This window comes from Saccharothrix sp. CB00851 (assembly GCF_001905065.1).
In the GTDB taxonomy this organism is placed as follows: Bacteria; Actinomycetota; Actinomycetes; order Mycobacteriales; family Pseudonocardiaceae; genus Actinosynnema.
The window spans coordinates 34,650-59,066 of the sequence record NZ_LWLC01000033.1 but is presented as its reverse complement, the minus strand read 5'-3'; the positions used below and the strand labels follow the sequence as shown (position 1 = coordinate 59,066).

18 protein-coding genes and 1 riboswitch are annotated in these 24,417 nt (G+C 71.3%); of the genes, 11 read left to right on the top strand and 7 right to left on the bottom strand.

Going from position 1 to position 24,417, the window contains the following annotated elements; translation table 11 throughout:
- Positions 1-2: 2 nt before the first annotated feature.
- The gene (gene srmL / locus A6A25_RS28605) at positions 3-797 is read right to left on the bottom strand and encodes a PheS-related mystery ligase SrmL (RefSeq protein WP_073895425.1); all 795 of its coding nucleotides are present in this window, start codon (positions 795-797) and stop codon (positions 3-5) included.
- A gap of 176 nt (positions 798-973) precedes the next feature.
- Between srmL and A6A25_RS28600 the strand changes: the two genes are divergently transcribed.
- Genes A6A25_RS28600 through cobM form a run of 3 tightly spaced genes read left to right on the top strand, consistent with a single transcriptional unit; the run spans position 974 to position 3,239 of the window.
- Positions 974-1,360 carry a pyridoxamine 5'-phosphate oxidase family protein gene (locus A6A25_RS28600; protein ID WP_073895423.1) on the top strand — a complete coding sequence of 129 codons (387 nt, stop codon included), beginning with the start codon at positions 974-976 and terminating at the stop codon, positions 1,358-1,360.
- Positions 1,357-2,499, top strand: a complete 1,143-nt coding sequence (cbiE, locus tag A6A25_RS28595; protein WP_073895421.1) for a precorrin-6y C5,15-methyltransferase (decarboxylating) subunit CbiE — start codon at positions 1,357-1,359, stop codon at positions 2,497-2,499. The genes A6A25_RS28600 and cbiE overlap by 4 nt, the downstream gene beginning before the upstream one ends.
- On the top strand, positions 2,496-3,239 hold the full coding sequence (gene cobM, locus A6A25_RS28590; RefSeq protein WP_073895419.1) for a precorrin-4 C(11)-methyltransferase: 744 nt from the start codon (positions 2,496-2,498) through the stop codon (positions 3,237-3,239). Before cbiE ends, cobM begins: the two co-directional genes overlap by 4 nt.
- Positions 3,240-3,334: 95 nt before the next feature.
- Here cobM and A6A25_RS28585 read toward each other — a convergent pair whose 3' ends face one another.
- Positions 3,335-4,393, bottom strand: coding sequence for a cobalt-precorrin-5B (C(1))-methyltransferase (locus A6A25_RS28585; protein ID WP_073895417.1), 1,059 nt, complete (start codon positions 4,391-4,393; stop codon positions 3,335-3,337).
- A gap of 20 nt (positions 4,394-4,413) precedes the next feature.
- Here A6A25_RS28585 and A6A25_RS28580 point away from each other — a divergent pair, with 20 nt between their 5' ends.
- On the top strand, positions 4,414-5,133 hold the full coding sequence (locus tag A6A25_RS28580; protein WP_143193469.1) for a cobalt-precorrin-6A reductase: 720 nt from the start codon (positions 4,414-4,416) through the stop codon (positions 5,131-5,133).
- Here the strand turns inward: A6A25_RS28580 and A6A25_RS28575 are convergent.
- From A6A25_RS28575 to A6A25_RS28565, 3 genes are read right to left on the bottom strand one after another with little or no spacing between them, the layout of a single operon-like run.
- Positions 5,108-6,565, bottom strand: coding sequence for a precorrin-2 C(20)-methyltransferase (locus A6A25_RS28575; RefSeq protein ID WP_073895415.1), 1,458 nt, complete (start codon positions 6,563-6,565; stop codon positions 5,108-5,110). The genes A6A25_RS28580 and A6A25_RS28575 overlap by 26 nt on opposite strands.
- Positions 6,562-7,188: a precorrin-8X methylmutase gene (locus tag A6A25_RS28570; protein ID WP_073895413.1), complete on the bottom strand. Its 627-nt coding sequence runs from the start codon at positions 7,186-7,188 to the stop codon at positions 6,562-6,564. Before A6A25_RS28570 ends, A6A25_RS28575 begins: the two co-directional genes overlap by 4 nt.
- Positions 7,185-8,195 carry a hypothetical protein gene (locus A6A25_RS28565; RefSeq protein ID WP_073895412.1) on the bottom strand — a complete coding sequence of 337 codons (1,011 nt, stop codon included), beginning with the start codon at positions 8,193-8,195 and terminating at the stop codon, positions 7,185-7,187. The genes A6A25_RS28570 and A6A25_RS28565 overlap by 4 nt, the downstream gene beginning before the upstream one ends.
- Before the next feature lie 51 nt (positions 8,196-8,246).
- Positions 8,247-8,316: riboswitch (cobalamin riboswitch) on the top strand.
- A gap of 54 nt (positions 8,317-8,370) precedes the next feature.
- Here A6A25_RS28565 and cobN point away from each other — a divergent pair.
- The 7 genes from cobN (at position 8,371) to A6A25_RS28530 (ending at position 21,243) form a co-directional block, all read left to right on the top strand.
- On the top strand, positions 8,371-11,964 hold the full coding sequence (gene cobN / locus A6A25_RS28560) for a cobaltochelatase subunit CobN (protein WP_073895410.1): 3,594 nt from the start codon (positions 8,371-8,373) through the stop codon (positions 11,962-11,964).
- 568 nt (positions 11,965-12,532) lie between these two features.
- Positions 12,533-13,819, top strand: a complete 1,287-nt coding sequence (locus A6A25_RS28555) for an ABC transporter substrate-binding protein (protein WP_073895409.1) — start codon at positions 12,533-12,535, stop codon at positions 13,817-13,819.
- Positions 13,819-14,823: a carbohydrate ABC transporter permease gene (locus tag A6A25_RS28550; protein WP_083668759.1), complete on the top strand. Its 1,005-nt coding sequence runs from the start codon at positions 13,819-13,821 to the stop codon at positions 14,821-14,823. The genes A6A25_RS28555 and A6A25_RS28550 overlap by 1 nt, the downstream gene beginning before the upstream one ends.
- Positions 14,823-15,719, top strand: coding sequence for a carbohydrate ABC transporter permease (locus A6A25_RS28545; protein WP_083668758.1), 897 nt, complete (start codon positions 14,823-14,825; stop codon positions 15,717-15,719). The genes A6A25_RS28550 and A6A25_RS28545 overlap by 1 nt, the downstream gene beginning before the upstream one ends.
- A gap of 2 nt (positions 15,720-15,721) precedes the next feature.
- Complete coding sequence (locus A6A25_RS28540; RefSeq protein ID WP_241828964.1) at positions 15,722-17,131, top strand: GH1 family beta-glucosidase; 1,410 nt, start codon at positions 15,722-15,724, stop codon at positions 17,129-17,131.
- Positions 17,128-18,159 (top strand): LacI family DNA-binding transcriptional regulator, encoded by a 1,032-nt coding sequence (locus A6A25_RS28535; RefSeq protein ID WP_073895408.1) that lies wholly within the window; start codon positions 17,128-17,130, stop codon positions 18,157-18,159. Before A6A25_RS28540 ends, A6A25_RS28535 begins: the two co-directional genes overlap by 4 nt.
- Positions 18,160-18,471: 312 nt before the next feature.
- The gene (locus A6A25_RS28530) at positions 18,472-21,243 is read left to right on the top strand and encodes a cellulose-binding domain-containing protein (RefSeq protein ID WP_073895407.1); all 2,772 of its coding nucleotides are present in this window, start codon (positions 18,472-18,474) and stop codon (positions 21,241-21,243) included.
- 7 nt (positions 21,244-21,250) lie between these two features.
- On the opposite strand, the gene A6A25_RS28525 is transcribed toward A6A25_RS28530, so the two are convergent.
- Both A6A25_RS28525 and A6A25_RS28520 read right to left on the bottom strand, forming a co-directional pair.
- Positions 21,251-21,553, bottom strand: a complete 303-nt coding sequence (locus A6A25_RS28525; protein WP_241828967.1) for a LapA family protein — start codon at positions 21,551-21,553, stop codon at positions 21,251-21,253.
- Positions 21,554-21,682: 129 nt separating this feature from the next.
- The gene (locus tag A6A25_RS28520) at positions 21,683-24,367 is read right to left on the bottom strand and encodes an nSTAND1 domain-containing NTPase (RefSeq protein ID WP_241828963.1); all 2,685 of its coding nucleotides are present in this window, start codon (positions 24,365-24,367) and stop codon (positions 21,683-21,685) included.
- Positions 24,368-24,417 lie beyond the last annotated feature (50 nt).

Genomic DNA, 24,417 nt, shown 5'->3' with positions numbered 1-24,417 from the left:
ACCTAGCCCACCCGCGGCAGGGGCTGATCACCCTCGTGCACGGCGGCATGGGCGGTGTCGCGGGCGGCGTTGGCCTCGTCGTCGGTGAGGGTCCGGGTCGGGTGGCGCAGGGTCAGGCGCAGCAGGACGTTGGACAGCAGGCGGATGTCGGGGACGCCCTTGCGCAGCATCAGCAGCCGGTCCAGGCCGACGCCCAGGGCCAGGCGGTGCACGTGGTCGGGGAGCCAGGCGCGGCGCAGGACGTGGCGGGCCGCCCGGCCGCACTCGGCGACCTCCAGCCACTCGCCGTCCACCAGGACGTCCACCTGCCGTCCCGACGTGGTGTAGGGGTGGGTCGCGGGTGTCGTGCGGTAGCGGTGGCCCGGTAGGGCGGTGGTGATCACGGTGTCGATCAGGTCGTCCAGGTCGGCCTGGTGGTGGGAGATCCGCCACAGGTCGAGTTGGTGCGGGGTGCCCGAGTGGACGCGGTCGACGGCGTCACGGCGGTACACCATGCCGACGCACGCCAGCACCACGTCGTCCCAGCCGTCCTGGGTGCCGAGCAGGCGCAGGGCCGGCGGGACCATGGCGGTCGTGTGGCTGCGCAGCATGCGGTTCTCGCTGGTGTAGCGCGTGTAACGGGCGTCGCGGGTGATGGCGTCGGGTGGGTAGCCCAACGCGGTGTAGTTGTCGTCGACCGACACCTCCGGGTGATCACGCAGCACGCGCTGCTCACCCGGGAGGGCGGCGAGGATCTCGTCCACCAGCAGTTGCACGGCGTGCGGCCCGTACGTGGGGTCGCTGAGGTCGCGAGGCATCGGGGGTGGTCCCTTCGAACGGTGGCTTGGCCGGAGAGGTGTCCCCCTGACCGGTCCCGCCACCGGGACCACGTGAACTAGCGCACGCCCCCGGCGGCCGGGTCTCCCGGCCGGGGGTGGCTAAATCGGCGCGTCACGTTTTCCACCATAGCCCGTGCGTGCCGCATGATGCACGCATGTTGTCGAGCAAGGGCGAGGACTTCCGGGCGTTCTGGACCGAGCGCCACCTGTGCACGCTGACCACGATCCGCCCGGACGGCACGCCGCACGTCGTGCCGGTCGGCGTCACGCTGGACGTGGACACGGCCACCGCCAGGGTGATCACGTCGGGCGCGTCGCACAAGGTCCGGCAGATCCTCGCGGCGGGCTCCGCTCCCGTGGCGGTGTGCCAAGTGGACGGACGTCGCTGGGCGACGTTGGAGGGACGCGCCGTCGTCCGCCGGGAGCCCGAGGTGGTGCGGGACGCCGAACGGCGTTACGCCGAGCGCTACCGCACGCCACGGCCCAACCCCGAACGCGTGGTGATCGAGATCGCCGTCACCCGCGCCTTGGGGACGGTGTGAGCGTCACGGTCATCGGCATCGGGGCCGACGGCTGGGACGGCCTGCCGCCCGCGTCACGGCACGAGATCGAGTCGTGCGAGGTGCTGATGGGCAGCGCACGGCAGCTCGACCTGGTCCCGGGCGAGTTCGAACGGGTGCCGTGGCCGTCGCCGCTGGTGCCCGCCCTGCCCGGGCTGCTGGCCCGCCACGAGGGCAGGCGGGTCGGGGTGCTGGCCAGCGGCGACCCGATGTTCCACGGCATCGGCACCACGGTGGTGCGGCTGCTGGGCCCGGTGCGGGTCGTGCCGCACCCGTCGTCGGTGTCGTTGGCGTGCGCGCGCTTGGGGTGGGCGTTGGACGACGTGGACGTGGTCAGCCTGGTCGGCAAGCCCGCCGCGCTCGTCGTGCCGCACCTGCACCCCGGGCGGCGCGTGCTGGTGCTCGGTGGCGATCCGCGCGAGGTGGCCGAGTTGGCGCCGGGCGCGCGGCTGACCGTGCTGGAGCAGCTGGGCGGGCCGGGGGAGCGGGTGCACCACTCGCTCGACGACGCCGATCCGCTGCACGTGCTCGCGGTGGAGTGCGGTGCGGGCGGCGAGTCGTTGACGCCGGGACGGCCGGACGAGGTCTACGAGCACGACGGGCAGTTGACCAAGCGCGAGGTGCGGGCGGTGACGTTGGCGCTGCTCGCGCCCCGTCCCGGTGAGCTGCTGTGGGACGTCGGGGCCGGTGCGGGCAGCATCGCGGTCGAGTGGTGCCGGACCCACCCGCGGTGTCGGGCGATCGCGGTGGAGCGGGACCCGGAGCGCGCCGCGCGGATCACGCGGAACGCGGTCAAGCTCGGTGTGCCGGGGGTCGAGGTGGTGGTGGGGGAGTCACCGGAAGCGTTGGACCTGGAGCCGCCCGACGCGGTGTTCATCGGTGGTGGCCTCACCGCCGACGGGGTGGTCGAGCGCTGTTGGGACGTGCTCGAGCCGGGCGGGCGGTTGGTGGCCAACGCCGTGACACTGGAGTCGGAGGCCGTGCTGACCCGGTGGCGCGCCCGGTTGGGCGGCGACCTGACCAGGATCGAGGTGAGCCGGGCGACCGCGATCGGCGGGTTCACCGGCTGGCGCCCGCAGATGCCCGTGACCACGTGGGTCATGACCAAGGAGAACGCGTGACCGTCCACTTCATCGGCGCCGGACCCGGCGCCGCCGACCTGCTGACGCTGCGGGCGGCACGGCTCATCGCCGAGTCGCCGGTCTGCCTGTACGCGGGCGCGCTGGTGCCGGTCGAGGTGCTCGAACACTGCCCGCCCGACGTCCGACTGGTGGACACCGCGAACCTGGACCTCGACCGGATCACGACCGAACTGGCCGCCGCGCACGCCGCCGGTCACGACGTGGCGCGCCTGCACTCCGGCGACCCGTCGGTGTTCAGCGCGATGGCCGAGCAGATGCGCCGCCTGGACGCCCTGGGCATCGCCTACGACGTGACCCCGGGCGTCCCCGCCTTCGCCGCCGCGGCCGCCTCGCTGAACCGCGAACTGACCGTGCCGGGTGTCGGCCAGACGATCATCCTGACCCGCACGTCGGCCCGCGCCACCCCGATGCCGGCGGGGGAGGACCTGGCCACGCTCGGCCGGTCCGGGGCCACGCTCGTGCTGCACTTGGCGGTGCAGCGGATCGAGGAGGTAGTGGCCGACCTGCGGCCGAACTACGGCTCGGACTGCCCGGTCGCCGTGGTCGCACGGGCCAGTCGCGAGGACGAACTGGTCCTGCGCGGCACCCTCGCCGACATCGCCGACCAGGTGCGGGACGCGGCCGTGAAGCGCACCGCCGTCATCGTCGTGGGCCGCGTCCTGACCGCCGAGGGCTTCCCCGACAGCCACCTCTACTCCACCACCCGCTGCCGGTCGTGACCTGCTCGAAGACCATCCCGGGCGCGGGGATCCCCCCGTTTTCCATTCTACCGGCGGACACCGACAAGATCGGCCCGTCGACGGGTGCCTGTGGATCAGGCGCGGCCGACGATGGTGCCCGCTCGGTCGATGACGATGACGTCCACAGTGACCGGTGCGCCACGCAGCACGCCGTCGGCCGTCGCCCTGGCCCGTTCCGCGACCAGGTCACCCAACGGCACCCCCGCGCTCTGGCACAGTTGCAAAGCACCGAGCGCCGTATTGGCCCCCATGATCGCCACCGCCAGGGCGGGATCGTTTACGAGGGACGCCAGGAACCCCAGGTTCACCTGAGAACGGCCCGAGTGCAGGTCCAAGTGGCCGTCAGCCAGCTTGGACAGCTTCCCGATCCCACCCGCGACGGTCAGCCGCGGCACGGGGTGGCGGCGCAGGTACTTCAGCACGGCGCCGGCGAAGTCGCCCATGTCCAGCAACGCGTCCTCCGGCAGGCCGTGCACCTCCGCCGCCACCTTCTCCGACGTGCTGCCGGTGCAGCCGGCCACGTGCTCGTACCCCTGCGCCCGCGCCACGTCGATGCCGCGCCGGATGCTGTCGATCCACGCCGAGCACGAGTACGGCACCACGATCCCCGTCGTGCCCAGGATCGACAGCCCGCCCAGGATCCCCAGCCGGGGGTTCCACGTCCTGCGCGCCAGCTCCTCGCCGTGCTCGACCGAAACCGTCACGACCACGTCACCGCTGCCGCCGTGCTCAAGAGCCACCCGTGCCACGTGCTCACGCATCATCTGCCGCGGCACCGGGTTGATCGCCGGTTCGCCGACCGCCAACGGCAAGCCCGGCTTGGTCACCGTGCCCACCCCGGGTCCCGCCTCGAACACCACGCCGCTGCCCGGAGAGCCGTGCCGGACCGTGGCACCGACGACCGCGTTGTGCGTGACGTCCGGGTCGTCGCCCGCGTCCTTGACGATCGCCGCGAATGCCTCGCCGGAGCCCAGCGCTTCACGGGCCAGCGCGAACGACGGCGCCTGCCCCTTCGGCAGTACGATCCCCACCGGGTCGGGGAACTCACCGGTGAGCAGCGCCGTGTACGCCGCCGTGGTGGCGGCCGTGGCGCAGGCGCCGGTGGTCCAGCCGAAGCGCAGGTTCGTGCTCACGACGACAGGATGCAACAGCCGTGCAGACCGTGCTGGTACTGGGTGGCACGGGCGAGGCCCGCGCACTCGCCGCCGCACTCACCGCCGCGCTCACCGACGTGCGGGTGATCTCGTCGCTGGCCGGCCGGGTCGCGGACCCGAAGCTGCCCGACGGCGAGGTCCGCGTCGGCGGCTTCGGCGGTGTCGACGGCATGATCGCCTACCTGCGCGCCGAGCACGTCGACACCGTCGTGGACGCGACGCACCCGTTCGCCGACCGCATCACGACCAACGCCCTGGCCGCCACCACCGCGACCGGCACGCCGTTCCTCGTGCTGCGCCGCCCCGGCTGGCCATCCCAGGACGACTGGCGGTACGTGGACAGCGTCGCCGAGGCCGCCGCGCTCGTCGCCGACCGCCGGGCGTTCATCACCACCGGCCGCCAGGAGCTGGCCGCGTTCACCAGCGGCGTGGCCCGCACCGTCGACCCACCCGACCCGCCGAACCCCCGCCTCACCCTGGTCCTAAACCGCGGCCCGTACACAGTGGACGGCGAACTCCGGCTGATGCGCGAGCACCGGGTCGAAGTCCTGGTCACCAAGGACAGCGGCGGGGAGATGACCGCGGCCAAGCTCACCGCCGCACGTCACCTCGGCCTCCCGGTCGTCGTCGTGCGCCGACCGCCGCCACCGGACGCGCCGCTGGTGGAGACGGTGGCCGAGGCGCTCGACTGGCTCACCCGGGGTAGCGGCGCGGGGTGAACACCGTGCCGCGCGCGCTGACCGTCGTCTGCGACGAGCCGATCAGCAGCAGGCATCGCATGTCCACAGTGGACGCGTCGAGGTCCGCCAACCGCACCACCCGCACGGTCTCCTCCGGCCCGCCGACGTCCCGCCCGACGACCACCGGCGTGTCGGGGGAGCGGTGCCGCAGCAGCAGGTCCCGCGCCTTCTCCACCTGCCACGTGCGGCTGCGCGAGGCCGGGTTGTAGATCGCCAGCACGAGATCAGCCTTCGCCGCCGCCTCCAGCCGCTCCTCGATGACCTCCCACGGCTTGAGCCGGTCCGACAGCGACACCACGCAGTAGTCGTGCCCCAGCGGCGCGCCGACCCGGCTGGCCACCGCGTGCGCCGCGGTCAACCCCGGCAGCACGGTCACCGGCACGTCCGCGAACTGCTCCTCGGTCGCCACCTCCAGCACCGCGCTGGCCATCGCGAACACGCCCGGGTCGCCGGACGACACCACCGCGACCCGCCGCCCGCGCTTGGCGAGGTCCAGCGCGAACGCCGCCCGCTCGGCCTCCACCTTGTTGTCCGACGCGTGCCGCCGCTGCCGCGGGTTCACCGGCACCCGGTCCAGGTAGGTCACGTACCCGACCAGGTCGTCGGCCTCCGCCAGCGCCCGCCGGGCCTGCGGCGTCAACCACTCGGGCCCGGCCGGACCGAGACCGACCACCACCACCCGGCCTTCACCCGCCGAACGGACCGCGGGCTTGCTCGGCAGCAACGCCAACGAGAAGTACGGCACACCGTCGGCGTCCACTTCGGACAGCGGCGCGGTGCGCTGCGCCCCGGTCGTCGCCCGCTCCACGTACCAGGCCTCGTCCAGCCGCCCCGCCCGCGCCAACGCCTCGCGCACCTGAGGGAACGTCCGCCCCAGCTTCATGATCGCCACCGGGTCGCCACCGGCCAGGTGCTCCACCAGCGCGTCCGCCGACAACGTGCCCGGCAGCACGGTCAGCACCTCGTCCCGCTCCACCAGCGGCCGCCCGATCACCGCCGCACCGGCGCTCACCGACGTCACACCGGGCACGACCTCGGCCTCGTACCGGTGCGCCAACCGCTTGTGCAGGTGCATGTACGAGCCGTAGAAGAACGGGTCACCGGCTGCCAGCACCACCACCGTGCGCCCGGCGTCCAGGTGCGCGGCCAACCGGGCCGCGCACTCCTCGTAGAACGCGTCGATCTCGCCCTGGTAGTCGTCGGAGTCCTCGGTCGTGACGGGGTAGACCAGCTGCTCCTCGATCTGCCCGTCCCGCAGGTACGGCGCGGCGATCCGGCGGGCCACGCTGCGCCCGTGCCGCGCGCTGTGGAAGACGACGACGTCCGCCTCGCCGATCAGCCGCGCCGCCTTGACGGTCACCAGCTCCGGGTCGCCCGGACCGACACCGACCCCGTACAGCCTGCCCGTCATTCTTCCTCGCTCGCGATCGCGTTGAGCGCCGCCGCGGTCATGGCGCTGCCACCGCGCCGACCGCGCACGACGAGGTACTCCAGCCCGAGGTCGTTGGCCGCCAGCGCGTCCTTCGACTCCGCGGCACCGATGAACCCCACCGGCACCCCCAGCACGGCGGCCGGCCGAGCGGCGCCCGCCGCGATCATGTCCAGCAGGTGGAACAACGCCGTCGGCGCGTTGCCGATGGCCACCACCGCACCGGCCAGCTTGTCCGCCCACAGCTCCAACGCCGCCGCGCTGCGCGTGTTGCCCAGCTCCGCCGCCAACCCCGGCACACGCGGATCGCCCAACGTGCACACGACCTCGTTGTCCGCGGGCAGCCTCCGCCGCGTCACGCCCGCGGCGACCATCTGCGCGTCGCACAGGATCGGCGCACCGGCCAGCAGCGCGGCCCGCGCGTCGCGCACCACGTTCGGCGAGAAGTCGACGTCACCAACCAGGTCGACCATGCCGCAGGCGTGGATCATCCGCACCACCACCCGGGCGACGTCGTCCGGGAACCGCGCCAGGTCTGCCTCGGCGCGGATGGTGGCGAAGGACCGGCGGTAGATCTCCGCGCCGTCCTTGACGTAGCTGGTCACCTGATCTCCTCGTAGCCGTCGCCGGTCGCGACGAACTCCACCACGTCGCCGGCGGGGCGTCCGCACCGGCGTGCGCAACCCGACCAGTGCACCCGACCGGGCGCGGTCCGAACGTCGACCCACCGGGTCGCGTCGGCGCGCACGTCGGCCAGCGACTTCACGCACCCCGGGCGGCCGGTGCAGGCGCTGACGCCGTGCCAGGGCGAGTCCGGCGACGTGAACAAGCCGCTGGTATCGCTCCCGGCCGGCAGCACCACGCTGCGCCACGGCGTGAGCCGCACCGGCACGCCGGCGAGCAGCCGCGCGTCCCACCGCCCGAACGGCACGCCCGCCACGACCACCGGACCGTGCGGGCCCGGTGCGACGGGCGTCACACCCGGCTCGATCCGCTCGTCACCCGGAACGCCCAACGCCGCCGTGATCTTCCGCACACCGCCGTCCACTTCGGACAGCCGCCACGCGTCGCCGCGGATCTCCCCGAACAGCCGCGCGGCGGTCACCACGGCGTCGACCGGATCGGTCAAGCGCAGCCCGGAATCCCGCCCCGCCAGCAACAACGCGTTACCGACGAGCCCGACGTCACCCGACAGGCCGCTCACCGCGCCACCCACCGTGACCAGGAATCTCCCCGGCAGGGACGCCAACTCCGGCACCGCGCGCAACGCCGCGTCGATCGCGTCGACCAGCGCCTGGTTGTCCTCCATCGGCACGGCGACGATGTTCCGCATCCGCTCGTGGGTCCGCGACGGCAGCAGGCCGACCTCGGCCAACCGGGCGCCCAGCTCGTGCTCCGCCCCCGGCGCCAGGCCTCTGATCTGCACGTTCGCCCGCGAGGTCAACTCGAGGAACCCGTCACCGAGCTCGATCGCCGCGGTCCGCAGCACGTCGACCTGCGCCGCGCTCAACGTCCCACCGGGCACTCGGACGCGCGCCAGCCCGCCATCGGCGGCGTGGTGCACGTCGACGGCGCCGGGGCAGGCGTCCGGGTGAGTTCGATCCGCGGGCATGGACTGGATGCTAACTGCCGTTAGGGTGACCACCGAACGGCGAAGCAGCAGGAGGAAGCCGGTGTGAATCCGGCGCGGTCCCGCCACTGTGACCGGGTGAGGCCCCGGGAGTCAGGAACTCCGCTCGCCGTCCCCTACGACCGGGGCGAGGACCCCCGAGGGATGGAGCCCGCACGTGATCCTGCTGTTGTCGACCTCCGACACGGACCTGCTGTCCGCCCGCGCGAGTGGCGCCGACTACCGCCTGGCCAACCCCGCCCGCACCGCCGTGGACGACCTGCCGGCACTGGTGGACGGCGTCGACCTGGTGGTGGTGCGCATCCTCGGCGGTCGCCGGATGTGGGAGGAAGGGCTGGACCGGCTGCTCGCCTCCGGCCTGCCGGTCGTCGTGCTGGGCGGCGAGCAGAACCCCGACGCGCCGCTGATGGAGCTGTCGACGGTGCCCGGCGGTGTGTGCGCGGAGGCGCACGCGTACCTGGCGCACGGCGGCGCGGTGAACCTCGCCCAGCTGCACCACTTCCTGTCCGACACGGTGCTGCTCACCGGGCACGGTTTCGCGCCGCCCGAGCCGACGCCCACCTGGGGCCTGCTGGAGCGTGCCCTCGCCGGGGCCGAAGATCGGACCACCGCCGCGGCGGAGGGCCCGACCATCGCGGTGCTGTACTACCGCGCCCACCACGTGGCCGGGAACACGGCGTTCGTGCACGCCCTGTGCGACGCCATCGTGGCCAAGGGCGGCCGTCCGCTGCCGGTCTACTGCGCCTCGCTGCGCACGGCCGAGCCGGAGCTGCTGGCCGAACTGGGCAAAGCCGACGCGCTGGTGGTGACGGTGCTGGCGGCCGGCGGCACCCAGCCCGCCGCGGCCTCCGCCGGTGGTGACGACGACGCGTGGGACGTGGGCGCGCTGGCGGCCCTCGACGTGCCGATCCTGCAGGCCCTGTGCCTGACGAGCAGCCGTGCCTCCTGGGACGACAACGACGACGGTCTGTCCCCTTTGGACACCGCTACGCAGGTGGCGATCCCGGAGTTCGACGGCCGGATCATCACGGTGCCGTTCTCGTTCAAGGAGGTCGACGAGGACGGTCTCACCGTCTACGTCGCCGACTCCGAACGCGCCGCGCGGGTCGCGGGCATCGCCGTGCGCCACGGCAGGCTGCGCCACATCCCGCCGGCCGAACGGCGGATCGCCGTCATGCTGTCGGCGTACCCGACCAAGCACTCCCGCATCGGCAACGCGGTCGGCCTGGACACCCCGGCCAGCGTGGTCCGGCTGCTCGCCGCGATGGAGGAGCACGGCTACGACATCGGTGACGAGCTGCCCGGCGTGGCCGACCTCGACGGCGACGCGCTGATCCACGCCCTCATCGCCGCCGGCGGCCAGGACGCCGACTGGCTCACCGAGGAGCAGCTGCAGGGCAACCCCGTGCGGCTGCCCGCGTCCCGCTACCGGCAGTGGTACGCCACCCTGCCCGAGGACACCCGCGAGGAGATGGAACGGCACTGGGGCGAGGCCCCCGGCGAGCTGTTCGTGGACCGGTCGCGCGACCGCGACGGCGAGATCGTGCTGGCCGCCCTGCGCTCGGGCAACGTCGTGGTCATGGTCCAGCCGCCGCGCGGCTTCGGCGAGAACCCGATCGCCATCTACCACGACCCCGACCTGCCGCCGAGCCACCACTACCTGGCCGCCTACCGCTGGCTGGAGGACGAGTTCCGCGCCGACGCCGTGGTGCACGTCGGCAAGCACGGCAACCTGGAGTGGCTGCCGGGCAAGACGGTCGGCCTGTCGGCGGGCTGCGGCCCGGACGCGGCGCTGGGCGACCTGCCGCTGATCTACCCGTTCCTGGTCAACGACCCTGGCGAGGGCACCCAGGCGAAGCGGCGGGCGCACGCCACCCTGGTCGACCACCTCGTGCCGCCGATGGCCAGGGCCGACAGCTACGGCGACATCGCCCGGCTGGAGCAGCTGCTGGACGAGCACGGCAACATCGCCGCGATGGACCCGGCGAAGCTGCCCGCGATCCGGGCCCAGATCTGGACCTTGATCCAGGCCGCCAAGCTCGACCACGACCTGGGCATCGCCGACCGGCCGCACGACGCGGAGTTCGACGAGCTGATCCTGCACGTCGACGGCTGGCTGTGTGAGGTCAAGGACGTCCAGATCCGCGACGGCCTGCACGTCCTGGGCGCCGCGCCGACCGGCGAGACCAGGGTCAACCTGGTGCTGTCGATCCTGCAGGCCAAGCAGATGTGGGCGGGCCGGGTCGCCGCCCTGCCCGGCCTGCGCGAGGCGCTCGGCCTGGCCGAGGGCGGCAACGACCGGACGGGCACCGACCGCGTCGAGGAACGGGCCCGCGCGCTCGTGCAGGCCATGGAAGACGCCAATTGGGACGTGAACGCGGCCAGCGCCGTCACCGACAGCGAGGACGTGGCGCGCGTGCTGGAGTTCGCCGCGCTGGAGGTCGTGCCCCGGCTCGCCCGCACCACCGACGAGCTGACCAACGTGCTGCACGCGCTGGACGGCGGCTACGTCCCGGCCGGTCCCAGCGGCTCGCCGCTGCGCGGCCTGGTGAACGTGCTGCCGACCGGCCGGAACTTCTACTCGGTCGACCCCAAGGCGGTGCCGTCCCGGCTGGCCTGGGAGACCGGCCAGGCGATGGCCGACTCGTTGCTGGAGCGTTACCGCGCGGACACGGGGGAGTGGCCGCCGTCGGTCGGCCTGTCGGTCTGGGGCACCAGCGCCATGCGCACGGCCGGTGACGACATCGCCGAGGTGCTGGCCCTGCTCGGCGTCCGGCCCGAATGGGATGAGCGGTCCCGCCGGGTGACGGGTCTGGAAGTGATACCGCTCGCCGAGTTGAACCGGCCGCGAATCGACGTCACGGTCCGCATCAGCGGGTTCTTCCGCGACGCATTCCCGCACGTAGTGGCACTGATCGACGACGCGGTGCGACTGGTGGCGAACCTGGACGAGTCGGCCGCGGACAACTACGTCCGGGCGCACGCCCAAGCCGATCTCGCGCAGCACAACGACCCGCGCCGCGCGACAATGCGCATCTTCGGCAGCAAACCGGGCGCGTACGGCGCCGGCCTGCTCCCGTTGATCGACAGCCGGAACTGGCGCGACGACGCCGATCTCGCCGAGGTGTACGCGGTCTGGGGCGGCTACGCGTACGGCCGTGAACTCGACGGGGTCGAAGCGCGTCCGGCCATGGAGAGCGCCTACAAGCGCATCGCGGTCGCGGCGAAGAACATCGACACCCGGGAACACGACATCGCCGATTCGGACGATTACTTCCAATACCACGGCGGAATGGTCGCCACCGTGCGCGCGTTGACCGGAAAAGCGCCCGCGGCTTATGTCGGCGACAGCACGCGGCCCGACGCGGTGCGGACCAGGACGCTGCACGAGGAGACGAACCGGGTGTTCCGCGCCCGCGTGGTCAACCCGCGGTGGTTGGCCGCGATGCGCAAGCACGGTTACAAGGGCGCGTTCGAACTCGCCGCGACCGTCGACTACCTGTTCGGCTACGACGCCACCACCGGCGTGGTCGCCGACTGGATGTACGAGCGGCTCGCGGCGAGCTACGTGCTGGACCCGGTGAACCGGGAGTTCCTGGAGCGGTCCAACCCGTGGGCGCTGCACGGCATCTCCGAACGCCTCCTGGAGGCGGCCGAACGGGGTATGTGGGAGCACCCGGAGGCCGAGACGCTGGCCGCGCTGCGAAAGGCGTACCTGGAAACCGAGGGTGATCTCGAGGACGGCCGCTGATCCGCCGCGGCACGTCTTCGTGAGGGATTGGCGTCATCGGAAAGCATCGATAACGCGGTGATAATGAGGGGTGCCCCTATATTCGCGCGTCGTTCACGCGTGACGCGGCGCAGAAGTGGACCATTGGTCTCGAATGGACGTGTCGCCGTGCTCCGGTGGGCCGTCCGCCAGGTGACTCGGCCGGCCGGTGTCGACCCCCGGCCGGCCGACTCGCGCTACCCGACCGGACCACTCGACGGGTCACGTCCGCGACTCGCGGTGGGGTGGTGTCCGACCCGTGCACACTTCCGGTGCACACTGGTGGCGGGAGAGTGGGTTCGCGTCTCGTGAATCTTTTCCGGGCCGTTCGGCGCGGAGATGAACCGAGCGTGTCCGACCGGTCTACGAACAGTGCCTGAACGGACCACTGGGCGCACGGCTACCAGAATCGGTCCAGCAGGGCAAACGTCGCAACGTCGGTAACAGCGCGGACACGGGAGCTTGACACAACTCCGTGGCGCGAACCACACTCCCCCAAAACCTGGGAGCGCTCCCAGAACGTTCACCGCCGATCAACTGAGGAGTTCTCGTGCGCTACCGTCGAGCGGGCTTGGCCAAAGTCCTGGCCTGCACCGCAGTGCTTGCCGCAGTCGCCACGGCCTGTGGCTCGGGAGGGTCCGGCACGTCGCCTGATGGCAAGGTCGAGCTGACCATCGCGACCTTCAACGAGTTCGGCTACGAAGAGCTCCTCAAGGAGTACGAGGCCGCGAACCCGAACGTCAAGGTCACGCAGCGCAAGACCGGCCAGGCCGCGCCGCACCACCAGAACCTGTTCACCAAGCTGGGCGCCGGCTCCGGCCTCGCCGACGTCGAGGCCGTCGAAGAGGGCTTCCTGAGCCAGGTCATGGCCAAGTCGGGCCAGTTCGAGAACCTCAAGGAGATCGGCCCGAAGGACGTCCGCGAGGACCGCTGGCTGCAGTGGAAGGTCGACGCGGTCACCACCAAGGACGACAAGCTCATCGGCTACGGCACCGACATCGGCCCGCTGGCCATGTGCTACCGCAAGGACATGCTGGAGGCCGCCGGCCTGCCGTCCGACCCCGAGGGCGTCAAGGCCCTGTTCGCCACCTGGGACTCGTACTTCCAGGCCGGTGACACCTACGTGCAGAAGACCGGCAAGCCGTGGTTCGACTCGGCCGCCCAGATCTTCAACCCGATGCACAACCAGGAAGAGACCGGGTACTTCGACCGCGACGACAAGCTCGTGATCGAGACCAACAACGACAAGAAGATCTTCGACCAGGTCTCCGGCGCGGTCGCGCGCGGCCAGTCGGCCAAGCTCTCCGCGTGGAGCCCGGAGTGGCAGAAGGGCTTCAAGGAGTCCGCGTTCGCCACGAAGACCTGCCCGTCCTGGATGCTGGGTGTCATCGAGGGCAACGCCGGCCCCGAGCACAAGGGCAAGTGGGCCGTCACCGCGGCGTTCCCCGGCGGCGGCGGCAACTGGGGCGGCTCGTTCCTGACCGTCCCGAAGCAGGGCAAGAACAAGGCCGAGGCCGCCAAGCTGGCCGCGTGGCTGACCGCGCCCGAGCAGCAGATCAAGGCGTTCAAGGCCAAGGGCACCTTCCCGAGCCAGACCGAGGCCCTGATCTCGCCCGAGCTGCTCAACCAGACCAGCGAGTACTTCGGTGGCGAGAAGGTCGGCATGCTGTTCGCCGAGCAGGCCAACAAGGTCGCGGCGGCCCAGTACAAGGGCCCGAAGGACGGCGACATCCAGGACAACATCGTGTCCCCGGCGCTGACCTCGGTCGAGCAGGGCACCTCCCCTGAGGAAGCCTGGAAGCAGGTCGTCGAGGGAGCCAAGAAGGCTGTCAAGTAATGACGACCGAGCTTTCGGTCGCGCGCGGGCGGGGCGCTGAGCCCCGCCCGCCGCGGCGCGACGACAACGATGACATCGGTCCGGGGAAGCTGAGCCTGCGCTACCGGCTCAACCGCCTGGACGTGAAGGTCTCGCCGTACCTGTACATCGCCCCGTTCTTCGTGCTGTTCGCGGTGGTGGGCCTGTTCCCGCTGCTCTACACCGCCTACATCTCCCTGTTCGAGTGGGAGCTGGGCGCGGACGAGCAGCCGTTCGTCGGTATCGAGAACTACACCGAGCTGTTGGCCGACTCGCAGTTCTGGAACGCGATGGTCAACACGTTCAGCATCTTCGCGATCTCGACGATCCCGCAGGTGATCATCGCGGTGCTGCTGGCGGCGCTGCTCAACACCGCCCTGCGCGGGCGGACCGGCTGGCGGATGGGCGTGCTGCTGCCTTACGTGGCCAGCCTCGTCGCCCTGACCATCATCTTCGGCGACCTGTTCGGCGTGCAGTACGGCACCATCAACAACATCGTCGAGTTCTTCGGCTTCGACCGGATCGACTGGCAGGCCGATCGCTGGTGGAGCCACGTGGCCATCGCGACCATGGTCAACTGGCGCTGGACGGGCTACAACGCCCTGATCGTGCTGGCGGCCATGCAGGCCATCCCGCGCGACGTCTACGAGGCGGCCTGGGTCGACGGCGCGAGCAAGGTGCGCCAGTTCCTCAGCATCACGCTGCCGATGCTGCGGCCCACGCTGATCTTCGTGATCGTCACGTCGACCATCGGCGGTCTGCAGATCTTCACCGAGCCGTTGCTGTTCTCGCCCTCGGCGGGTGCCAACGGCGGCGCGACCCACCAGTACCAGACGGTCGTGCTCTACATGTACCAGGCGGGCTTCCAGCGCCTCGACCTCGGCTACGCCTCGGCGATGGCCTGGATCCTGTTCATCGTCATCATCGCGATCGCGGGGATCAACTTCCTGCTCACCCGCAGGCTCGCGTCCAGTGGGGAGGCGTGATGGCCACCATCACCGATCGCCCGGCGCCGAGCGCCACCGGGGACAAGACCAAGCGGAGGCGCTCGAAGGCGGTGTCGCTGTCCGAGCGGCGCCCGGGCTTCACCGTCTACGGGATCCTGATCGCCTTCATCCTCGGGTCGGCGTTCCCGTTCTACTGGTCGTTCCTGGTGGCCAGCCACGACGACGCGGAGTTCACCGCCGAGGCGCCCCTGCTGCCCGGCGGGAAGTTCTTCACCAACGCGGCACGGGTGCTGGACACCATCCCGTTCTGGAAGGCCCTGGGCAACAGCATCATCGTCTCCGGCACCGTCACGCTCTCCGTGGTGGTGCTCTCGACGTTGGCCGGGTTTGCGTTCGCCAAGCTGAGGTTCAAGGGCCGCGGCCCGCTCATGGTGTTCGTGGTCGCCACGCTCGCCGTGCCCACGCAGCTCGGCATCATCCCGCTGTACATGGTGATGGCCGAGTACGGCTGGTCAGGCACCCTCGGTGCGGTCATCATCCCCAACCTGGTGACCGCGTTCGGCGTGTTCTGGATGCGCCAGTACATCGCCGACGCCGTGCCCGACGAGCTGATCGAGGCGGCCCGCATGGACGGGTGCAGCATGATCCGCACGTTCTGGCACGTGTGCCTGCCCGCGGTGCGCCCGGCCGCCGCCATGCTGGGCATCTTCACGTTCATGATGTCGTGGAACGACTTCCTCTGGCCGCTGATCGTGCTCAACGCGGACAACCCGACGATGCAGGTCGCCCTGGAGAAGTTGCAGAGCGGCTACTACGTCGACAAAACGCTCGTGCTCGCCGGGACCACGATGGCCACGGTCCCGATTCTGATCGTCTTCCTCGTACTCGGTCGGCAGATCGTCGCCGGGATCATGCAGGGTGCTGTGAAGGGGTAGCTGTGGAGTCGATTTCCTTTCCCGAGGGATTCGTGTGGGGCGCCGCGACAGCGGCGTTCCAGATCGAAGGCGCGACCACCGCGGACGGTCGCACCGCGTCCATCTGGGACACGTTCTGCCAGATCCCCGGCGCGGTGGTGGGCGGTGACACGGGTGATCCCGCGGCCGACCACTACTACCGCGTCGACGAAGACGTCCAGCTGATGGTCGACCTCGGGTTGCACGCCTACCGGTTCTCCACCGCGTGGCCCCGCATCCGCCCGGACGCCGGTCCGGTCAACCAGGCCGGCCTGGACTTCTACTCCCGGCTGGTCGACAAGCTGCTCGAGAACAACATCACCCCGTGGCTGACGCTCTACCACTGGGACCTCCCGCAGACCCTCGAGGACGAGGGCGGTTGGGCCAACCGGGACACCGCGTACCGCTTCGCGGAGTACGCCGAGTCGGTCGTCGGCGCGCTGGGCGACCGGGTGGAGAACTGGACCACGCTCAACGAGCCGTGGTGCTCGTCGCTGCTCAGCTACGCGGCGGGCGTGCACGCGCCCGGCCGCCAGGAGCCGGAGGCCGCCGTCGCGGCCGTGCACCACCTGCTGCTGGCCCACGGCCTGGCCACCGCGGCGATCCGGGAGCAGGCGCCGACCGCCAAGGTCGGCATCACGCTCAACATGTACCCGATCATCCCGGCGAACCCGGACGACCCGGGCGACCTCGACGCCGCGCGCCGGCTCGACGGCCTGCAGAACCGGATCTTCCTGGACCCGCTGTTCAAGGGCGAGTACCCGGCGGACATCGTGGAGGACTTGGAGCCCTACGGGTTCTCCAAGCACATCCGCGAGAACGACCTGGAGATCATCTCGGCGCCGTTGGACCAGCTGGGCGTGAACTACTACGCCGAGCACTTCGTGAGCAACACGCCCGAGCCCGAAGCGCCGGTCGTCGACAACGGGCGTCGCCCGACCGGGTCACCGTGGGTCGGCGCGGAGCACGTCTCGTTCCCCAGCCGCGGCCTGCCCCGCACCGCCATGGACTGGGAGGTGCAGCCGGACGGCCTGTTCAAGGTGCTCATGCGGGTGCACCAGGACTACCCGAGCATCCCGCTGTACGTCACCGAGAACGGTGCCGCCTACGTCGACTCCATCGACGACGACGGGTCGATCAACGACCCCGAGCGCCTCGGTTACATCGAGTCGCACCTCAGGGCGGCGCACGCGGCCATCGAGGCGGGTGTCGACCTGCGCGGTTACTTCGCGTGGTCGCTCATGGACAACTTCGAATGGGCCGAGGGCTACGCCAAGCGGTTCGGGATCGTGCATGTCGACTACGAGACCCAGGTGCGGACGCCTAAGATGAGCGCCATGTGGTACTCGCAGGTTGCCCGTGGCAACGCTCTCGCGGCGACGGTCGCTCCGTGACAGATGCCGTTGACCCACCCAAGGCGCGACGACCCAACACCCGGCTGGAGGAGGTCGCTCGCGCAGCCGGGGTGTCCAAGTCGACCGTCTCCCGGGTGATCAACGGCGAGCCGTACGTCAGTTCCCGGGCGCGGGAGGCCGTGCACCAGGCCATCGGCAAGCTCGGGTACAGCCCGAACCAGGCGGCCCGGACGCTCGCGGGCAGCCGGGCCAACTGTATCGCCCTGGTCGTCTCCGAGCAGGGCAGCCGGGTGCTGGCCGACCCGTTCTTCGCCGGCGTGCTCCGCGGTGTGCACGCCGAACTCGCGGGCAAGCGGGTCCAGCTCGTCCTCATGATGAGCAAGGAGGGCGACGAGCAGGACCTGGTGAACTACCTCTGCGGCGGGCACGTGGACGGCGTGCTGGTGATCAGCCTGCACGGCCAGGACCCGCTGCCCCGCACGCTCGCCGACGCGGGCCTGCCGACGGTCGTCGGCGGCAGGCCCCTCGGCGCGGGCGGAGTGCCCTATGTGGACTCGGACAACTTCAACGGCGCCATGGAGGCGGCCCGCTACCTGGTCTCGCGGGGCCGCAAGCGGATCGCCACCATCGCCGGCCCCCGCGACATGGCGGTCGGTATGGACCGTTTGTCCGGTTGGAAGCGCGGGCTGAGCCAGGCACGGCTCGACACCGATCTCGTCGCGTACGGTGACTTCACCCCGGAGAGCGGTGCGGTCGCCATGGCCGACCTGCTCAAGCGGGCGCCGGACCTGGACGCGGTGTTCGTCGGCGCGGACATCATGGCGCTGGGCGCGTTGCAGACCCTGCACGCGCACGGCAAGCGGGTCCCCGACGACGTGGCCGTGGTCGGGTTCGACGACCTGATGATCGCCTCCACCGCGGTGCCGCCGCTGACCACGATCCGGCAGGACGTGGAGCAGTTGGGGCGCACCATGACGTGGCGGCTCATGGCGGAGCTGGCGGGCGAGGAGAACCTGCCGCCGTTCCTGCTCCTGCCGACGGCGATGGTCACCCGTTCGAGCGCCTGAGTCGCTCTCGAAGTACCCAGCACGTCACCGCGACCCGGGCCACGAGGCCCGGGTCGCGGTGTTTTTCGAATCGATTCGACGGCCGTTTCGACGCGGTTCGACCACTGCGGTTGATCACGCACCGCACTTCACTCGGATGGCGTAACCCGGACTGCTTGCCGCTGACCGACGGCCCTGGCTACGGTCCAATCCTGCACGTTCTGGGAGCGCTCCCAGACCTGTGCGGCCCGCCTGACTCCACCAGAGCCAGGGGGGAGGCGGATCCCACTCGCCCACCGCCTCCTCCCGCCCCGCGCAAAGGAGCGCACCACGATGGCCCGACGCACCGCGCGCACGGCCCCCGCCGTCCAGCGCCTCCTCGCGTTGACCGCCGCCGCCGTGGCCGTCCTCGGCCTCGTGGTGGTCTCCGCCGTCACCAGGCCCGCGTCACCGGCGCCGGTCGACGCCGCGGGCATCGTGCAGCCCCACAACTGGCGCAACGTGGAGATCGCGGGCGGCGGGTTCGTGCCCGGCATCGTGTTCAGCCCGGCGGAGAAGGACCTGATCTACGCCCGCACCGACATCGGCGGCGCGTACCGGTGGAACCAGGCCACCGGCCGCTGGATCCCGCTGCTGGACTGGGTCGACTGGGACAACTGGGGTTACAACGGCGTGGCGAGCATCGCGCCCGACCCCGAGAACGCCGACAAGGTCTACGCCGCCGTCGGCATGTACACCAACAGCTGGGACCCCGACAACGGCGCCATCCTGCGTTCGGCGGACCGCGGCAAGACCTGGCAGCACACCCAGCTGCCGTTCAAGGTCGGCGGCAACATGCCCGGCCGCGGCATGGGCGAGCGGCTGTCCGTCGACCCCAACGACGGCCGGGTGCTGTACTTCGGCGCGCCCAGCGGCAAGGGCCTGTGGCGCAGCACGGACAGCGGCGTCACGTGGTCGCAGGTCGCGAGCTTCCCCAACCCAGGCAACTACGTCGCCGACCCGAACGACCCCAACGGCTACGGCAACGACATCCAGGGCGTCGTCTGGGTGACCTACGACCCGCGCTCCTCGACCGCGGGCAGCCCGTCGAAGACCATCTACGTCGGTGTCGCCGACAAGGAGAACACGGTCTACCGCAGCACTGACGCGGGCGCGACGTGGTCCCGGCTCGCCGGCCAGCCCACCGGCTACATCGCCCACCAGGGCGAGCTGGACACCAAGGGCGGCTTCCTCTACCTGGCCACCAGCGACACCGGCGGCCCGTACGACGGCGGCAAGGGCGACGTCTGGAAGTACGACACCGCCACGGGCGCGTGGACCCAGGTCAGCCCCGTCCCGTCCAGCAGCTCGGACAACTACTTCGGCTACAGCGGCCTGACCATCGACCGGCAGAACCCGAACACGCTGATGGTCGCCACCCAGATCTCCTGGTGGCCGGACGTCATCATCTTCCGCAGCACCGACGGCGGCGCGAGTTGGACCCGTGCCTGGGACTTCACCAGTTACCCCAACCGCAGCTTCCGCTACACCATGGACATCAGCGCCGCGCCCTGGCTGAGCTTCGGCCAGAACCCGCAGCCTCCGGAGGTGACGCCGAAGCTCGGCTGGATGGTCGAGTCGCTGGAGATCGACCCGTTCGACTCCAACCGGATGCTGTACGGCACCGGCGCGACCATCTACGGCACCACGGACCTGCTCAAGTGGGACGACGGCGGCCAGATCACGATCAAGCCGGCCGTCGCCGGGCTGGAGGAGACCGCGGTGCTCGACCTGATCAGCCCGCCCGAGGGCGCGCCGCTGATCAGCGGTCTGGGTGACATCGGCGGGTTCCGGCACACGGACCTGACCAAGGTGCCCGGGATGATGTTCCAGCGGCCGTACTTCACCACCACCCGCAGCCTGGACTACGCCGAGAAGAACCCGGCCGTGATGGTCCGCTCGGGTGACTTCGACAAGTCCGCGCAGCCCAACGACATGCGGGTGGCGTTCTCCACCGACGGCGGCGAGAACTGGTTCCAGGGCACCGAGCCCGGCGGCGTCACCGGTGGCGGCACGGTCGCCGCGGCGGCGGACGGCTCCCGGTTCGTGTGGAGCCCGGCGGGCGCCGCGGTGCACTACTCGGTGGGCTTCGGCACCACGTGGACGCCGTCCACCGGCATCCCGGCGGGCGCCGTGGTCGAGTCCGACCGGGTGAACCCGCTCAAGTTCTACGCCTTGGCCGAGGGCAGGCTCTACACCAGCACCGACGGCGGCGCGACGTTCACCGCGGGCCCCGAGGTGCCGGCGAGCAAGCTCAAGGCCGTGCCCGGCCACGAGGGCGACATCTGGCTGACCGGTGACACCGGCCTGTTCCGCTCCGAGGACTCCGGCGCCACCGTCCGCAAGAACCGGTTCGTCACCAAGGCCGTCAGCATCGGGTTCGGCAAGCCCGCCGAGGGCAAGACCTACCCGGCCATGTACGCGGTGCTGACCAACGAGGTGATGGGCACCGGTGTCTTCCGCATCGACGGCTTCGGCTTCGACGGCATGGCCGCGGGCTTCGTGCACATCAACACCGGGGTGAACCAGCAGTACGGCAACATGGGCGAGGCGATCACCGGCGACCCGCGCGTCTACGGACGCGTCTACCTGGGCACGAACGGTCGCGGCATCCTCGTCGCCGACCCCGCCGGGAACATCTCGACCACCGAGCCGTTCCCCACCACGACCACCACGATTCCGAACACGACGTCGAGCACCACGTCGAGCAGCACCACGAGCACCACTGTCACGGACCAGGTGCCGCCCACTTGTGCGGTGCGCTACCAGGTCACGAGCCAGTGGGGAGGTGGCTTCACCGGTTCGGTGAGGATCACCAACCAGGCCAACGCCCCCGTCACGGGGTGGAGCCTGGGCTGGTCGTTCGCGAACGGCCAGCGGATCACCAACAGTTGGAACGGCAAGGCGTCGCAGGTCGGCGCCGCCGTCACGGTGACCAACGAGGGCTGGAACGGGACCATCGCGGCGGGGAGCACGGTGGAATTCGGATTCCAGGCGAGCTGGCAGGGCAGCAACGCCGCACCCACCGGCTTCACGCTGAACGGTAGGTCCTGTTCCTCGGTCTGAGGACGATTTATCGCAGCCCTCGTTTGGCCTGGCGGCGCAGCTGCATGATCCGGGCTGCGCCGACCAGGGCCACCAGGATCGCGCCCGCGATCGCCGCGAACAGCAGTGCCACGCCCAGCGGCAGCGTGCCCGCGGCACCGAAGAAGTGGATCGTGGCGTCGGTGAGGTTCTGCAGGATGAACACCAGCAGCACGATCAGCACCACGATCGAGGCCAGCACGGCGACCCACGTGCCGCTGATCCTGGTGGGCTTCAGCCTCGCGGGCGGCGCGACCGTCCGCTCCGGCTCCCCGGTGACCGAGGGCTCCACCGCGCCACCGGGCGGGTCCACGGTGGCGGGTCCGTTCGGGATCGGGCGCGTCGGTGCTGCTTCCGTGCGGTCGTCGTCACGCGGCGTAGTCACCTGGCGATTATCGGCCCGCCTCCGCCGGCCCGCCAATCAACCGCACGGGCGGTGGTACTCCAGCGCGCCGACCGCGCCCACGTACTGCTGCCACTCCTCGCGGGTGATGTGGGTGGTGACCCCGTCGCACATCTCGCGCACCGCCGTGTCGAAGTCGAACTCCCAGGACCGCGTGGTGCCGTTCGACTTGGACGTCTCCACGTTGGTCGCCGTGTCGCCGAACCCCACCGCGTAGACGCCCTCGGTGAGCCCGTTGATCCGGCCGCGCTGGGCGGGCCGCCGCGGGTCCGACACGTCCCACAGCGCCACCGTGTCCTGCGTGCCGACGGTGGCGAGCGCGTCACCGGTCGGGTGGAACGCCAGCGCCTGGACCGCACCCCGGTGCGCCTTGCCGGACCACAGCTCGGCGGGCTTCGCCCTGTCGGTCACGTCGTACAGCCGGACCTCGCCCTTCGCCGTGCCGAGCGCCAGCGCGCGGTGGTCGTGCGACAGGGCCGCGGCGGTGATGTCGCGGGCCAGGTCCAGCTCCACGAGCAGGTCCGGCCGGGTCGGCTCGGACACGTCCCACAGCCGGACCACGCCCATGACGTCGTAGGTCACCACGACCTCGCCGTCCGGGCCGTAGACGACGCCGACGACCGGGCGCGGCTGGTCCGCCAGGCGGGCCGCCTCGACCGGCCGGGCCGGGTCCGACCAGTCCCACACCGCCACCGCGCCCTGGTCGGACACGGCGACCAGCGTGCGGCCGCGGGCCGGGTCGAACGCGACCAGGTCCACCAGGCCGGCGAAGGTGTGCGTGACCTCGGTGGTCACATCGGTGACGTCCCAGACCTTGCCCACCCCGTCCACCACGGTCGTGGCGAACGCCTGACCCGCGCCGTTGACCGCGATCGAGGTCACCGTCTCGTCGGCGGGCCCGAGCACCCGGGGCACGGTCTCGCGCTCGCGGTCCGGGTCGGCGAGGGCCTGGGCGGACGCGAACGCCGCGCGGCTGGCCATGTCCCGCTCGTCCGTCGCACGCGCGCTGAGCACGCCGTTGCGCGTCTCGTCGTTCGGGTTGAGGTAGTGCGCTTCGATGGCGAGCTGGTCGGCGAGCCGCGGGTCGCTGCTGCGCAGCGCCTGCGACTGGTTGGCCACGTACCAGGCGGCCGACGACTTCCAGCCCGCCGCGGCCTCCTTCTGCGCGGTGATCGCGAGCACCACGGCCGTGCCCGCGAGCATCAGCAGCACGGCCAGCAGCGCCACGAGCTGGCGCAACCGGCGGGTGCGGCGGTGCGCGAGCACCCGTTCCCGGTCGCGTGCCTGGAGGCTCTCGGCCAGGAAGTCGCGCTCCTGGGCGCTGGTCCGCACGCCGTCGCGCTGCGTCCACTCCACCGCTGTGTCCAGCCGCGTGCCCCGGTACAGCGCGTCCGGGTCCCGGCCGAGCGACTCCCAGGTGGCCGCGGCCTCGGTGAGCCGCCGCATGGTGCGCAGCCCGTCCCGGTCCTCGGCGAGCCAGCCGCGCAGCCGCGGCCACGAGCGGATCAGCGCCTCGTGCGCGATCTCCACGCTGTCGCGGTCCAGGGTGAGCAGCCGGGCGTGCGCCAGCCGGTCCAGCACCACGTCCACGTCCACGTCGTGGTCCAGCTCGGCGCGCGGCAGCCGTCGCTTGGTGTCCTCGGTGCCGTCACCGAGCGCGGTGAGCCGCAGGAACACCTGCCTGGCCAACGCGCGCTGGTGGCGTTCCAGCGAGGTGTAGGTGCGTTCGGCGGTCTGCGCGATGGCGTGCTGGATACCGCCCGCGGCCTCGTAGCCGGCCAGCGTCAACGTGGTGCCGCGCCGTCGCCGCCAGGTCTCCAGCAGCGCGTGCGACATCAGCGGCAGCACGCCCGCCTGGCCGGTGGCGTCCGCGACCAGCCGTGACACCAGCGCCGTCTCCACCGTGCACGACGCCTTCACGGCGGGCCGCATGATCACCTGGCGCAGCTCCTCCGGACCCATCGGCCCGAGCAGCAGCTGGCCGTCGGTCAGCGCCTCCACCAGCGCCGGGTGCTGCGCGCAGTGCCCGTAGAAATCGGCCCGCACGCCGATCACGACCTTGCACCGCGCCGCCAACAGGGCGTCGACGTAGGCGGTGCGCCGGTCGGCGTCCGGCCAGAGCGTGAAGACCTCTTCGAACTGGTCCACGATCAGCAGGTCGGCGTCCAGGTCGGGCTCGGCGGTCTCGCTGGGCGAGGTGACCACGGCCCGGCCGGTCACCCGCGGCACCAGGCCCGCGCGCAGCAGCGACGACTTGCCCGCGCCCGACGCGCCGAACACCGCGACGAACCGGCGCTGCGCGATGCGCTTCTCCAGGTCGTCCAGCAGGTGGTCGCGGCCGAAGAACCACTCGGCGTCCTCGGTGCCGTAGGCCGCCAGGCCCGCGTACGGCGGATGGCTCTCGTCGGGGTCCTGGTCGGGGCTGGGCAGCACCTCGGCGGCGACCTGCCGCCACCGGTCCTCCCACTCGGCCACGTCACCCTCGCAGGCGCGCACGTAGGCCAGCGTCACCGCGAGCGTGGGCAGCTTCCGCCCGCCCGCCGCGTCCGACAGCGTGGTCGCCGAGTAGTGGGCGCGTGCGCCCAACTGCCGGTAGCTGCACCCACCCGCCTTGTCCCGCAACGACCGCAAGTCGGCGGCGAACCTCAGCAACGGGCTGTCACCGACGTCCAATGGGCGTTCTCCGCGCGGCAACCGGCTCACCCCCTGGCAGTCTCGGCGACGATTGTCCGCAGTGACAAACGTGCCGTCCA